At 63.9% G+C, this 13,974-nt stretch carries 8 protein-coding genes; 6 read left to right on the top strand and 2 right to left on the bottom strand.

Annotated features, from left to right (window positions below; genetic code table 11):
- Positions 1-55 precede the first annotated feature (55 nt).
- Both AB4Z00_RS17255 and AB4Z00_RS17250 read right to left on the bottom strand, forming a co-directional pair.
- Positions 56-3,229 carry a TonB-dependent receptor domain-containing protein gene (locus AB4Z00_RS17255; protein WP_442046707.1) on the bottom strand — a complete coding sequence of 1,058 codons (3,174 nt, stop codon included), beginning with the start codon at positions 3,227-3,229 and terminating at the stop codon, positions 56-58.
- Between the two features lie 378 nt (positions 3,230-3,607).
- Positions 3,608-4,111, bottom strand: a complete 504-nt coding sequence (locus tag AB4Z00_RS17250; protein WP_442046706.1) for a hypothetical protein — start codon at positions 4,109-4,111, stop codon at positions 3,608-3,610.
- Positions 4,112-4,564: 453 nt separating this feature from the next.
- Between AB4Z00_RS17250 and AB4Z00_RS17245 the strand changes: the two genes are divergently transcribed.
- The 6 genes from AB4Z00_RS17245 to AB4Z00_RS17220 all read left to right on the top strand — a co-directional run bounded on the left by AB4Z00_RS17245 (position 4,565) and on the right by AB4Z00_RS17220 (position 13,961).
- Complete coding sequence (locus AB4Z00_RS17245) at positions 4,565-7,609, top strand: TonB-dependent receptor domain-containing protein (RefSeq protein WP_314465854.1); 3,045 nt, start codon at positions 4,565-4,567, stop codon at positions 7,607-7,609.
- A gap of 99 nt (positions 7,610-7,708) precedes the next feature.
- On the top strand, positions 7,709-9,796 hold the full coding sequence (locus AB4Z00_RS17240; RefSeq protein ID WP_134093151.1) for a tetratricopeptide repeat-containing sulfotransferase family protein: 2,088 nt from the start codon (positions 7,709-7,711) through the stop codon (positions 9,794-9,796).
- A 17-nt stretch (positions 9,797-9,813) separates the two neighbouring features.
- A complete protein-coding gene (locus AB4Z00_RS17235; RefSeq protein ID WP_442046705.1) occupies positions 9,814-11,037 on the top strand; it encodes an aspartyl/asparaginyl beta-hydroxylase domain-containing protein in 1,224 nt (407 codons plus the stop codon).
- Entirely contained in the window at positions 11,037-12,518 is a 1,482-nt protein-coding gene (locus tag AB4Z00_RS17230) for a 2OG-Fe(II) oxygenase family protein (protein ID WP_442046704.1), read from the top strand. The genes AB4Z00_RS17235 and AB4Z00_RS17230 overlap by 1 nt, the downstream gene beginning before the upstream one ends.
- An 82-nt stretch (positions 12,519-12,600) precedes the next feature.
- Positions 12,601-12,927 carry a hypothetical protein gene (locus AB4Z00_RS17225; RefSeq protein WP_442046703.1) on the top strand — a complete coding sequence of 109 codons (327 nt, stop codon included), beginning with the start codon at positions 12,601-12,603 and terminating at the stop codon, positions 12,925-12,927.
- A 248-nt stretch (positions 12,928-13,175) separates the two neighbouring features.
- Positions 13,176-13,961, top strand: coding sequence for an SDR family oxidoreductase (locus tag AB4Z00_RS17220; protein WP_442046702.1), 786 nt, complete (start codon positions 13,176-13,178; stop codon positions 13,959-13,961).
- The last annotated feature ends 13 nt before the right edge of the window (positions 13,962-13,974 follow it).

The following is a 13,974-nucleotide window of genomic DNA, read 5'->3' as shown; positions in this document are numbered from 1 at the left end:
AAAAGGGGCGGCAGGATAACCCGCCGCCCCCGAAGAGTGGTTATGATCGAAAAGATCAGAACTTGGCAGTGATGCCGGTGTAGAAGTAGCGACCCATGTTCGGGTACACACCCGAGCCATCGCCCACGCCAGTCAGGCCGTAAGGCGGCATCTTGTTGAAGACGTTGTCAACGCCAAAATAGAGCGTGTACTTATCATCGACGTCGTACGAAGCGCGAATGTCGTGGTAGAATACATCCGGGTACTTCTTGATCGGCGCGTAGTCTTCGTTCTGCGGTGGAACGCCGTTGACCGAGTTATAGTCCTCGTACTCGTTCAGATACATGCCACCGAGCCAGCGCAGCTGGTAGCCGAGCTTGAAGGCGCCAGTCTGGAACGAGGCGTTCATGGTCACCGCGTCCGACGGATAGTTCAACTCATCGAGGAGAGTATCCTTGTAGGACGGGTTGGTCGGATCCATGAACTGGTCGTTCTGGAAGTAGTGCGTCCAGTAGGCCGTCAGCGACAGACGACCGAAGTCAAACGCATGATCGTAGTTGATCTGGGTGTCGAGGCCGCGAACCTTGAGCTTCGCGTAGTTGAGTGAGCTCTGCAAGAGCGAACCCTCGAGGATCTGATAAGGCTGTTCACCGGTACCGGCACCGCCAGCGCCTGCACGCTGGAACAACCCGCAGAACACGTTGTCGAGACTCGGCGAATCATAGCATTGGTCGACGATCGTCTGTGCATCGACAGAGGCGATAACGTTGTTGACCTTGATGTTCCAGTAATCGACCGAGATGGACAGTCCGGGGATCCAGCGCGGCTGGATCAGGGTGCCAACCGTGAAGGAGTCGGACGTTTCCGCGCGAAGGTCGGGGTTGCCGCCACTCACGATTTCCAGCGACGACGAGTAGTTGTAGTCGTAGCTGGCCGGAATACCTGCCGCAGCGCAATTACCGGCGCGATAGGTCGTGCCGTTGTTGATATTGCGCGACGAGCAGGGGTCGGTGAAGTTCGGAGCGTAGTTCTGGCCTGCTGCGGAGTACAGTTCAACCAGGTTCGGCGCGCGGACCGAACGCGAGTAGGTGCCACGGAACGTGACATCGCGCACCGGACTCCAGACCAGTTCGCCACCATAAGCATAGACCGTGCCGGCCGACCCCTTGTAGTCCGAAATACGGCCGTTGCCGCGCAGACTCAGGTTTTCGAAGAACGGCTTGTCCTTGAGGATCGGGAACAGCAGTTCGCCATACACTTCCTTCACCTCAAACGCCGGAGCCGTGAAGGCGGGGATGGCGTTGTAGAAAGCGTAACCTTCCTGGGTCAGGTCGTCGAGGTCGTAGCGAACCGTTTCGCGACGGTATTCGCCGCCGACCGAGAAGGCCACCGGGCCGCCGGGGAGATTGAAGAACTGGCTCGTGTCGCCGGATACGTAACCCAGGATATCCCATTGGGTCATCTTGCCGGTAGCAAGGCTGTTGGTGAGGATGTAATCCTTGGCAGCTTGCGAGGTTGAGCCCTGGCCGAACGGATTGAGCGGAACGCAGGCCGCGATATCGCCGGCGAGGCGAGGATCTGAGGCAACGCCCTCTCCGGTAAGGTACGAGAAGGCGGCGCTGGGATCGACTTGCGAACGACAGACAATATTACCGTTTGCATCCGTGGTAGAGTCAAGAGCCAGCAGATAACGCTGAACATTGACGTTGCCGCGAATCAGGTTGCGTTCTTTGTGCTGGCCGTAATTGACCGACAGTTCGTACTTCCAGTCGTCGTTGAAATCGCCCTTGAGGCCGCCGACAATGCGGAAGGTCTCGCGCTTGATCTCTTCGTCGCGCACGCCGAAGTCGGTCCAGTTGCGGCGCAGGCTGAACTGGTAGGAGCCGTCGGCAATTCCGCTCAACTGGGTGGCGAGGCCGGCGTCGCCTGCCGCGTTGTTGGCATAAACGGCACCAGTGTTCGGATTGATGCGACCGGCTGACGCTGCGAGGAACGAGTTCGTCAGGGTCTGGCGAGCATCATCATTCAGGTACGGGTTGTCGAGACGAACGCGCTCACGCGAGTCGCCAAGGGTAGCGCCTTGCGAGAAGAACGGCCCGCTCTGCGAGCCGCGTGCGTCCGTGCGGCTGTACTTCGCTTCGAAGAAGGGCACGAGAGCCGGAGTGATCTCGTAGTGACCCGTAAGGTTGACGGTATAGCGCTTCAAGTCCGGCGAAAGGGCCAGAAGACGGTCTTCGCGGTTGTTGTTGCCGTTACCACCTTGGAAGCTGCCGTTAGGACCGATGCCAATACGCTCGCCGGTCTGGGAAATGAGCGAACCGTCGGGCTGGAACAGATAGTTGCAGGTGAAAGCACGACCATTGCTGCCGCTGCCGCAGTTGCCGCCGCCATAAGCTGCGACCATGCCGCCGAGCGAAATCGTTGCCGAGCGAATGTCGTTATAGAACGTGCGATCGGGAATGCCGTTGGAACCGTTCACAATGGTGCCCGTCGCATCGGCATCCGTTACGACGAAGCCACGATTGTTGCGCAAGCCCGGACGGTCGGAGGCGTAGAAGTCATCCGAGTGTGAATATTCGGCGGCCAGCGTAATGTTGCCGCGGCCTTCGGAGAAGTTCTTGCCGACGACAACCGAGGCGAATTGCTTGCCGGCATCCTTATAGTTGGAAATGCCGTTCTGACCGCGGAAGCTGATGCCGTCGTAGTCTTCTTTGAGGATAAAATTCACGACGCCGGCAATGGCGTCTGAACCGTAGACGGCCGAAGCGCCGCCCGTCACGACATCCACGCGCTCGATCAGGTCGGCGGGGATCGTGTTGACGTCAACCGAGACGGCATTGACGAGGACGTCACTGCCAACGTGCCGGCGGCCATTGACCAGAACGAGAGTACGCGCGGTGCCCAGACCACGAAGGTCGAGCAAGTTCAGGCCTCGGGTGCCGAGGGACGCAGTTGAATTGGCCTGGCTGAAGGAGCTGCGCAGCTGCGGCAGTTCGTTCAGCTGGTCGCCCACCGAGAGGTTGCCGCTGCTGAACACCTGCTCGCCGGTCAGGATGGCGACCGGGTTGGCCGATTCCAGATTCGGCGTCGAAATGCGCGAACCGGTGACGACGATGGCGGGGGCGCTGGCCGAATCGTCGGCGTCGGCTGCGGCCTGGTCTTGCGCGTATGCGCTCGTAGCGAAGGCCAGAGCGAATACGGGCAGGCTGGCTGCGCTACGCAGCGCCGCCTTCTTCAGAGAGTTTTGCACGTTGTTGTGTCCCTTGTTGCTTTCGTGCGCACAGCTGGAAGCGTGACCAGACCCACCGTGCACCCGGATGCAGCAATCTTCGTGCGTGAACGCGGAAGATTGCCATGAGGGGATTTCTCGCGCCGAGGGCGTTCGCTTTCAATCGTAAACGCCGCCCTCGGCCGAATTGCAGCTACGGTTGTGACAAAGCTGCAACAGCAAAACTCCGCATTTTCAGGGAGATTTCCGTCAATAACTCAGAGTAGTTGTGATCGGATTGTCACAAAAATCTAATGTCTAGGCAATATCGAGACGAAATATGTCGTGCGCGACCCATGATGAAGAATTTTAGTTGCTCGCGGCTTTTTCGTGCCGATCGTCATGGTCGTGAAGCAAACGTCACTTCACGCGGCGCATTTTGATCGGTCTTTGACCATTCACCGAGACGGTGAACGTTCCAAGCACGCCGCGTGCTATTTCTGCTTTGTTGCCGATCTTGGGGGAGAGCACGAAGTCGCGCGTGTCGTTCTGCTCCCAGGTGCTGCCGTCCTCGAAATCGATCAGCCAGCCCGCACCGGTCCTTCTTACGCCGGCGACGGTCGTCGAGACTGCCTTCAACTCCTCGGCTGCATCCTCATTGCCTCCAAAGCCCATGAGTTTCGCGACCGGCGTTGCAAATCCGAACAGGCCGCGCTTGGCGGTTTCGACAGCCTTCTTGTCGGCGATGACGATTTCGTGCCGGCTGGTGGCCTGGTCGAGCGCGGCAACCTGTTTGTCGTAGCAGGCCAGGCGCGCGGCAGCGTCGGCGATTTCACGGCAGGCGACGAGTTGCCGGTAGGGTTCGGGTTGATCGGTGGGGGTCTTGTCGGCGGCCAGCGCCGCCTGGGAAGCCAGCAGCGCCATGGCCGCCGCTGACAGATATGCCTTGTTCAATGCCCGTTCCCTTCGCTGCCGGATATGTCCGGTTTGGTAGCAAGCCAAACCGTGCGGCAGCAAGCGAACTGATCGAGCGGCAGAATATGGGGTCTTCTGCTGTGCTTTCGCAGCATTAACGCTCTTGATGGACGCGTCCGTGAAATGATGTTGCGGCAATGTCACGACATGGAACAGAAATTTGCGGACTGAGCTGAACGGGATTCGCTGTAAAACCCGCTCGTCTAATTCGCCTTTGTTGCGGATTTGTCACAAGGATCCGCGAATGTTGCGGGGCAACCGTCAAAGCCCTTTGAGCAAGTCCTGCTTTGCGTAATGAAAGCCTATCTTCCGCCGCGCGAAATATCCTTACAGGGGGGTCGCGTGTCGGAAAATTCAAGGGGCGGCGTCACACCGTGCCTTAGAAAAAAGGGACACACACACGTGAACAAGCAAACTCTCACCGCGCTGAAGGCTGGCGCAGCACCTCTGGTGCTCGGCTTCGCCCTGCTCAGCAGCGGCGCCCAGGCGCAGGACGCGGCCGACGACACCGCCAGCGGTCCGGCGATCGTCGTTACCGGCAGCCGCATCGTAGCACCGAACCAGGCTTCGATCGCGCCGATCACCACCGTGACGTCGCAGGACATCCAGCTGCAGGGCACGACCCGCACGGAAGACCTGCTGAACTCGCTGCCGCAGGTTGTTGCCGGCCAGAGCTCGGGCCTCGCCAACGGCGCCACCGGCACCGCCACGGTCGACCTTCGCGGCCTCGGCCCGTCGCGTACGCTCGTGCTGATCAACGGTCGCCGTCTGATGACCGGTGACCCGAACAGCACCACTTCGGCGGCTGACCTTAACTTCATCCCGGCTGCGCTGGTGAAGCGCGTCGACGTGCTGACCGGCGGTGCTTCGGCGACCTACGGCGCGGACGCCGTGGCCGGCGTCGTCAACTTCGTGATGGATACCGAGTTCGAAGGCTTCAAGATCGACGCCAACTACGGTCTCTACACCCACAAGAACAAGAACGGCTTCATCGGCGACCTGCTCGATGCCAAGGCGGGCGATCCGGCTTATGCCTACCCGCGCGGCAGCAATGCCGACGGTGGCCAGTACGACCTGACCGCGGCCTTCGGCACCAGCTTCGACGACGGCCGTGGCCACGCCACTGCCTATGTCGGCTATCGCCGTGCCACCCCGGTTCTTCAGCGCAAGCGTGACTACTCGTCGTGCTCGATCGGCACGAACGCTGCCGGAACCTTCGCTTGCGGCGGTTCGGCAACGGCTGCACCGGGCAACGTCCTGTACTACGATCCGGCCAACACCAGCTCGTCGACGATCGGTGCTCTTGGCGCCGGCACGATCACGCAGGGCCGCCAGAACATCTACAACTTCGCGCCGCTGAACTATTATCAGCGTCCGGACGAACGTTACACGGCTGGCGTCTTCGCCGACTACGAAATCAACACCGCGATCCATCCCTACATGGAATTCATGTTCATGGATGACCGCACCGTCGCGCAGATCGCGCCGTCGGGCGATTTCGGCAACACGCTGACCATCAACTGCGACAACCCGCTGATGTCGGCCGCCCAGCGCACCGAAATCTGCCAGCCGAGCAACCTGATCAACGGCTTCCTCGGAAACTTCCCGCTGGCAGCTGGTGCGAACTACAACACCAACCCCAACGCCGCTCCGGTCAACTTCACCGATCCCACGACCGGTGCGACCTACAACAAGGCGTTCATGCAGCTCCTGCGTCGTAACGTCGAAGGCGGCGCTCGCCAGAGCGATCTCCAGCACACCTCGTTCCGTACCGTCATCGGTTCGCGCGGCGAGCTGGGCAAGGCCTGGTCCTACGACGCCTACTACCAGTATGGCCGCACCAACTATACGCAGGTCTACTCGAACGAGTTCTCGGCTGCCCGCCTTGCCAACGCGCTCGACGTTGTCCAGACGGCAAATGGCCCGGCTTGCCGCGTCACGGTCACCGGCCAAGACCCGAACTGCTCGCCCTATGACGTGTTCAGCGGCAACATCTCGCAGGCTTCGCTCGACTATCTGACGGCGACCGGCTTCATGAAGGGCCAGACCTCGCAGCAGGTGGCAAGCGCCAGCTTCACCGGCATGCTCGGCGAATACGGCATCAAGTCGCCGTGGTCGTCGGACGGCGTCAATGTGGCGCTTGGTGTGGAATACCGCCGCGACTCGCTCGAACTGCGGACCGACAACGCCTTCACCACCGGCGATCTCACCGGCCAGGGCGCTCCGACGCTCGACACCGACGGCGCCTACAAGGTCACCGAGTTCTTCGGCGAAATCGATATTCCGATCGTCCAGGACAGCTTCATCCAGAGCCTGTCGTTCAATGGCGGCTATCGCTACTCGCACTACAGCATCTCGAACGGCCGTACCTTCAACACCAACACCTACAAGCTGGGTGTCGATCTTGCCCCGGTCTCGGACATCCGTCTGCGCGCCGGCTACAACCGCGCCGTCCGCGTGCCGAACATCCAGGAACTGTTCGCTCCGCAGATCGTCGCGCTTGACGGCACGACCGATCCTTGCGCCGGTCAGGACGTGCTCACGCCCGTCTGCGCCGCACAGGGCGTCAGCGGTGGTACCTCGCTTAACCCGGCCGGCCAGTACAACGGCCTGATCGGTGGCAACCCCGACCTCAATCCGGAAAAGTCGACCACCAAGACCCTTGGTGTCGTTCTTCAGCCGCGTTGGGTTCCGGGTCTGACCGCCAGCGTCGACTGGTTCGACATCAAGGTGAAGCAGGCCATCCAGCAGTACGGCGCGGACGCGATCCTCGCGGCCTGCGGCACGGGCAACAATGACGCTTGCGACCTGGTCAACCGCGATCCCTCGGGCTCGCTGTGGCTGACTTCGGGCGGCTACGTGGTCGACATCTACCACAATGTGGGCGGCGTGAAGACGCGCGGCTTCGAGTTCAACGGCAACTATTCGACCGAGATCGGCAATGCCGGCCGCGTGTCGCTTAGCTTCGTGGGCACCTGGCTGAACAATTACATCGTCGACAATGGTCTGACCGAGTCGTACAACTGTGCAGGCTACTACGGTCCGACTTGCGGCACTCCGCTGCCCAAGTGGCGCCATAAGGCCCGCGTCAGCTACACTATGTCGAACGGCGTAGGACTTTCGTTGCAGTGGCGTCACCTCTCGTCGGCTACTGTCGAGTTTGCCAATGAATCGTCGACCTTGGCGACTTCGGCATCGCGCGCCGCTCGCAACCTGAACTCGCTTGACGACAAGCTGAAGGCGATGGACTACTTCGACCTGACGCTGACCGCCGACCTCGGCAAGAACCTGACCTGGCGTCTGGGTGCGACCAACCTGCTGGACAAGGATCCGCCGCTGGTCACCTCGAACGCATGCGCCAGCGTCGTCTGCAACGGCAACGCCTATCCGGGTACGTACGACGTTCTGGGTCGCTACGTGTTCACGGGCATCAGCATGAACTTCTAATCGTTCCCACGAACGGTTAGTCTTTGGCGGCGGTCTTCCCCGGAGGGCCGCCGCTTCTGTTTCCGGCGGACGCGTCCGCCAAGCAATTCGGACCCCTGCATGACCACGACCGCCAAGCCATCGGAAAAGCCCAATCCCTCGGATGAGCTTCGCCGGATTGCCGGATTGGCGCGCATGGGGCGGCTCGACGAAGCGGCGCAGGCCGTCGTCGCGGCCGTGGCAGCCGAGCCCGAAGATCCCGCGCTGGCCGCTCTCGGCGGTGCGGTTGAGTTCCACCGCGGCGATTTTGCGCGTGCTGCGACATATCTGGAGCGCGCCCATTCCCTGCGACCGCAGGACCTGGTCGTGCGCACCAATCTGGCCGAATCCTATTTGCGGACCGATCGCAAGGACGAGGCCCTGGCGCTCTGCGATGAAGCCTGCGCTTTCGCTGAACCGAGCCTGCGCCTTGCCCGGCTCGGTGCGCATCTGGCGCAGGAGGCCGGAGATTTTGCCAAGGCCGCACGGCTTTATCGCCATGTCCTGGCGAGGCAGCCGGACGATTGGTCGCTGCTGAACAATCTCGGCAACACCCTCAGCGAGCAGGGAGAGGCGGCGGAAGCCATCGAGGTGCTGCAGCGCGCGATGGCGCTGGCTCCCGATTCCCCGCCGATCCGCGTCAATCTGGGGACGGCCTTGCTCCTCGCGGAACGTGTGGAGGAAGGGGAGACCGTGCTGCGCGATGCGGCGCGCGATTTCCCGGACGATCATGTGCCGATGCTGACTCTGGCGCGTTTTTACCACGATAACGGTATCGAGGATCGCCAGTACGAAGCCATCGCCGAGGCAGCGCGGCGCGAGCCCGGCAATGCCGCGTTGCAATCCGATTACGGTCAGGAAGCCGCCCGGCGTAACGACTATGCCATCGCCGAAGGCCAGTTCGAGGCCGCTCTTGTCATCGAGCCGGCACTGGGCCCGTCCTTCGTCGGGCTTGCTGCCGTCTATGAACGCAGCAACCGCGAGGCGGAGCTGGAACCCTTGCGTGAGCGCGCCCTTGCCAGCGGAACCGATGCGCAATCGCTGGCCTATATCGATGCCCTGCGTTTCAAGCGGGCCGAGGACTTCGGGCCGGCATTCGAGGCGCTGGAGCAGTCGGGCGAGGTCGTCGTGGCCAATCGCCGCCATCAGCTTCGCGGCATCATGCTCGACCGCATGGAACGCTATGACGAGGCTTTCGGCGAATTCGCCGCCATGAACGCCAGTCATCTCGACGAGCCGTCGCAGCCTGCCGTTCGCGCCGAGCGATTCCGCGGCGATCTCGCGCGGGATCGGGCGCTCGTGACGCCGCAGTGGCTGGGCGGCTGGAGCGAGACCCCGCCTGCCGATCGTGCCTCTCCGGTCATTCTGCTGGGCTTTCCTCGTTCAGGCACGACGTTGCTCGATACGATGCTGATGACGGCGCCGAACACCCTGGTGCTGGAAGAGGAACCTTTCTTCGGAGAAATCGAGACGCAGCTTGGCGGCGTGAACGCTTTGGCAGGGCTGGATGCCGCGGCCATCGTTGCCGCGCGGGCCCGTTACTTCGAGCGCGTATCCCAGCATGCGCCGCTGGGGCCGGATAGGTTGGCGCCAGACACGCTGATCATCGACAAGCACCCGCTGCACCTGGGCAAAGTCCCGGTGATCCGCCGCCTGTTCCCCGATGCCCGCTTCGTRCTGGCGCTGCGGCACCCCTGCGACGTCATCCTCAGCTGCTTCATCACCAACTTCCGCCCCAACAATGCCATGAGCAATTTCCTGGATCTGGAGACAGCGGCGCGGTTCTACGATCTCACCTTCTCTTATTGGGAGCAGGCGCGGGAGGTGTTCGACCTGCCGGTTCGCACGGTCGTTTACGAAAGGCTGGTTGCAGACCAGGCGCGCGAGCTGGCACCGCTGTTCGACTGGCTGGACCTGCCGTGGGCCGGCGAGGCGTTCGACCACCGCGAAGCCGCACGTGCGCGCGGCGTGGTGCGCACGGCCAGCTACGCCCAGGTCACCGAGGCGATCTATACCCGCGCGGCCGGGCGTTGGCGGCGGTACGAGAAGCATCTCGAACCGGTGCTGGATATCCTGCGGCCCTGGGTGGAACGCTTCGGTTATTCGCTTGAGGACGACCGGGTGCCGGCCTGGGGCGGCCCGCCGGACCTCGACATCGATCCGGTCTGAACACGCTCGGGGGGGCAATGAACTCAGGGACTACGACTTTCGCGCAAGTGGACCGGCTGACGGCGGCGGGCAATCTCCCGGCCGCGGCGCAGGCCCTGCAGATATTGCTGGAGAGCGCCGGATCGGAATCGGGTTCGCCCGATTTCGAACTGCCGTCGCTCGATGTGCCGGCGCTCATGGCGCAATGGCTCAAGCTGGCGGGTCTGCGCCGGGCCTTGCGGCAGCCGCACAAGGCGCTGGAGGCCGTCCACCGCGCGCTGGAACTGGCGCCGCTCGATTTCATGGCGCTTGTCATGCGGGCCGGGCTGCTGGAACGGATCGGCGATGCCCAGGCGGGCGCGGCCTGGGGCGAAGCCCTGGCGCAGCTGCCGGAGGGCCCCATGCCGTCGCCGCTCGAAGCTGCCGTAGCGGCGGGGAGGGCGTTTCATGCCAACTGGCTGGAAGAGCGCGGCCAGCACCTGGAGCAAGTCGCGCGGACGGCGGGCCAAGAGGCCGAGACTATCGAGGCCGATGCCGATGCCGATCTGGACTGGCGGATGGCGCGGTTCCGCGACAATATCCTGCGCAAGACGCGGGTCTATCACAGCGAACCCACGCATTTCCATTATCCCGGCCTGGTTGAGCGGGAGTTCCATCCCCGCCATGTGACACCGTGGCTGGCGGAAGTGGAGGCCGGTTTCGAGGCGATCCGTGCGGAGATGCTGGCGCTGATGCAGTCCGAGCGCGCCGAGCTGGAACCCTACATCCAATATGAGGACCGCGAGAACCTGGCGCAGTGGCGGCCGCTGAACCGCAGCCGCGACTGGAGCGCGATCCATCTGCTGCGACACGGCAGGGAAGTGACGCACAACGCCGCGCAGGCGCCGCGCACGATGGAGATCCTCTCGCGCCTGCCACAGCCGCAAGTCGCCGGCGCCTCTCCTAACGCGATGTTTTCGCTGCTGGCGCCGCAAACCGCGATCCCGCCTCATGTCGGCGTCGACAATACGCGGCTGGTCTGCCACCTGCCGCTCGTCGTCCCGCCGGGTTGCTGGTTCCGCGTTGGCGCCGAGACGCGGGAATGGCGGGAAGGCGCGGCTTTCGCGTTCGACGATACGATCGAGCACGAGGCGATGAATCCCACCGATGTCCTCAGGATCGTGCTGATTTTCGACGTCTGGCATTACGGCCTTGCCGAAACCGAGCGCGGGGCGGTGGCGGCGACGATTGCCGCGGCGGGCCGCGACGTGGACGGGCGCTAGTGTCCGTGCCCGGAGACGAGAGGCAGGCGCTGGCCGAACTGGCGGAACAGGCGCTCGCCCGCGGCGACGAGGAACAGGCCGAAGCGCGGCTGACGGCCTGGCTGGCCCGAAATCCGTCCCGCCATCCCGCCGATGTCACCATCCTCCATTGGACCGCGATGCTGCGCCGCGCGCTCGACCGCCGTGACGGTGCCGTTGCCGCGCTGGAGGCGGCGCAGCGGTTGGCGCCGGGCAATGGCGGTGTGGTCCATGCGCTGGCGCATGTCTCGCTGGAGGCGGGGCGCCCTTCGGCGCGGCTGTTCGAGCAGGCGACCGTGTTGGCCCCCGCGAAAGGCGAGATCCGGCTGGGGCTCGCCTCGGCGCGGCTTGCCGAAGGGGAAGGGCCGCGCGGCCTGGCCGAACTGGAAGCGATGCTCGCGGCCAATCCCGGCTGGATGGAAGGACATCGCCAGTTCGCCCAGTTGTCCGTCATGGTTGGGCAGGAGGGCCGGCTGCTGGCCAGCATCGAGGCGGCCTTGCAGCGCTTCCCCCAGAGCGATGGCTTGCGGGCGCTCGCCATCGAACTGCTGCTTTCCGGCGAGCGCCATGCCGAAGTCCTGGCCGCAGCGGACCGCGCGATCGCTGTTCACGGGCCGGTTCGCACGTTCCTCCTGTCGCGGGCGGCTGCGCTAGACGAACTGGGACGGGGCGAGGAAGCGGCCGCCGCATTCGCCGCTCTGGGTGCCGCGACCGATCAGGGCCATGCGGTCTGGCGCCTGCGCCATCTGCTGCGACGGGGGGACGCCGCGCAGGCCGTCTCGGAAATGGAGCCTCTTCTCGCCGGGGAGGGCGCGGAAGCGATCTGGCCTTATGCGGCCCTGGCCTGGCGCCTGGCTGGCGATCCGCGGTCTGCCTGGTTGGAGGCGGAGGGGCTTGTCCGCGTGATCGACCTCGATCCTGCCGAGATCGGGCTGGACGCGCTCGTGCCGATGCTGCGCGGTCTCCATGCGCGATCCGGTCGGTTCCTCGATCAGTCCGTTCGCGGGGGGACTCAGACGGACGGGGTCTTGCTGGCGCGATGCGAACCGGAAATCACGCGCATCCGCGAAGCCCTGCGCGGCGAAATCGCAAAATTCGAAGACAGCCTTCTGCCGGTCGATGCCGCCCACCCCACACTGGCGCGGAAGCGAGGCCGGCGCCCGCGGTTTGCCGGTAGCTGGTCGGTACGGCTGGCCGGCGCGGGCTTTCATGCGCCGCATCATCACCCGCAAGGCTGGATCAGCTCGGCGCTCTATCTCGCTGTTCCGCAAGACCTTCCTCCCGGTGAGGGATGGCTCGATCTGGGCGGTGCGCCCGCAGGACTGGGCGATCTTGCCCCGCGCGTTTCGGTGGAGCCGAAGCCGGCGCGGCTCGTGCTGTTCCCGTCCTGGATGTGGCATGGGACCCGGCCTTTCGCCGCGGGCGAGCGCATGACGCTCGCCTTCGACGTAGCGCGCACTTGAAGTGCGATACGTCCCGATTTACCTTCGTTTCATCCAGTCTTTCGGCGCGCGAACCCAAAGGTCGGCGCCACGGAGTTACACGATGCACATGATCACACGAGTTGCCGTCGCTGCCTGCGTCCTGGCAGCCACCCCCGCGCTGGCAAGCGACCCGGCGCCGCAGGTAACGGGCCAAACGACGGCGCAGACTGCACCGGTCGCGCCGGCCGCGGTTCCGGCCACGTCCGTCGCCAAGAACGACATCGAGAAGAAGGACCCGATGATCTGCCAGCGGGTGGAGGAAATCGGTTCGCGTCTGCGCGCGAAGAAGATCTGCATGAGCAAGAGCCAGTGGGAAGAACAGCGCCGCGGCGATCGTTCGAACATCGAGCGTTCGCAGATCCAGCGCGGCATGGACCCGGTAGGCTGATTCAGCGCGCCATCCTGCTCACGGAGCGGGCCCCCGCGCCGGGGCCCCCGCCGGCCGACGACGCCAGGCGACGACGGCGGGCCATGACGCCGGGGCGCGATTTCACTCTGCCCGATTGACCTGCCGGTTTCAGCTGCTTAACCGGTTGATTAAATCGTCGGGCCTGAATCATCAGGTCCAGGTCATCGGGCATGCCTGCCCTCGCCGTTCGGTGGGGCTGGCCTGCGCGGGCAGGAAGGGGAAGCAGCATGAAACTGGACAGCAGCCTTGCCGCCGTCGTTACCGGCGCGGCATCGGGCCTGGGCGCAGCCACGGCGCGCGCGCTGGCGGAGCAGGGTGTGAAGGTCGCCGTGTTCGACCTTAACGTCGATGCCGGAGAAGCCATTGCGGCAGAGATCGGCGGCGTGTTCTGCCTGGTCGACGTGACTGACGATGCCAGCGTCGATGCCGGCTTCGCCAAGGCCCGCGCCGCTCATGGGCAGGAGCGGGTGCTGGTCAATTGCGCCGGCATCGCGCCTGCTTCCAGGACCGTCGGCCGGAACCGCGAGACCGGCGCGCCGCGCGCGCACGACATGGCCCTGTTCGAGAAGGCCATCGGCATCAATCTCATCGGCACTTTCCGCTGCATCAGCAAGGCGGCGGCGGGAATGGTCACGCTCGATCCCGTCGATGACGCCGGGGCGCGGGGCGCCATCGTCAACACGGCCTCGATCGCGGCGCAGGACGGGCAGATCGGGCAGGCGGCCTATGCGGCGTCGAAAGGCGGCGTGCTGGCGATGACCCTGCCGATCGCGCGCGACCTCATGAGTGAGGGAATCCGCGTGAACACGATCCTCCCCGGCATTTTCGAGACACCGATGATGACCGGCATGCCGCAGCAGGTACAGGATTCGCTGGCCGCCATGGTCCCGTTCCCCAAGCGCCTGGGCAAGCCGGACGAATATGCGAAGCTCGCTCTCTTCATGCTGGAGCATGACTATATGAACGGCGAATCCGTCCGGCTCGACGGCGCGATCCGCATGGGCCCGAAGTAAGCGTTTCGGGGAA

The organism is Novosphingobium sp. YAF33 (assembly GCF_052113265.1).
Classification (GTDB): Bacteria; Pseudomonadota; Alphaproteobacteria; order Sphingomonadales; family Sphingomonadaceae; genus Novosphingobium.
Note: the sequence above shows the minus strand (reverse complement) of the source record. Positions and strands in the feature narration are given on the sequence as shown.

Bases quoted from the DNA above. Each gene is read 5' to 3' on its own strand.
- AB4Z00_RS17250 (WP_442046706.1), bottom strand. From the start codon at position 4,111: ATGGCGCTGCTGGCTTCCCAGGCGGCGCTGGCCGCCGACAAGACCCCC.
- AB4Z00_RS17235 (WP_442046705.1), top strand. From the start codon at position 9,814: ATGAACTCAGGGACTACGACTTTCGCGCAAGTGGACCGGCTGACGGCG.
- AB4Z00_RS17225 (WP_442046703.1), top strand. From the start codon at position 12,601: ATGCACATGATCACACGAGTTGCCGTCGCTGCCTGCGTCCTGGCAGCC.
- AB4Z00_RS17220 (WP_442046702.1), top strand. From the start codon at position 13,176: ATGAAACTGGACAGCAGCCTTGCCGCCGTCGTTACCGGCGCGGCATCG.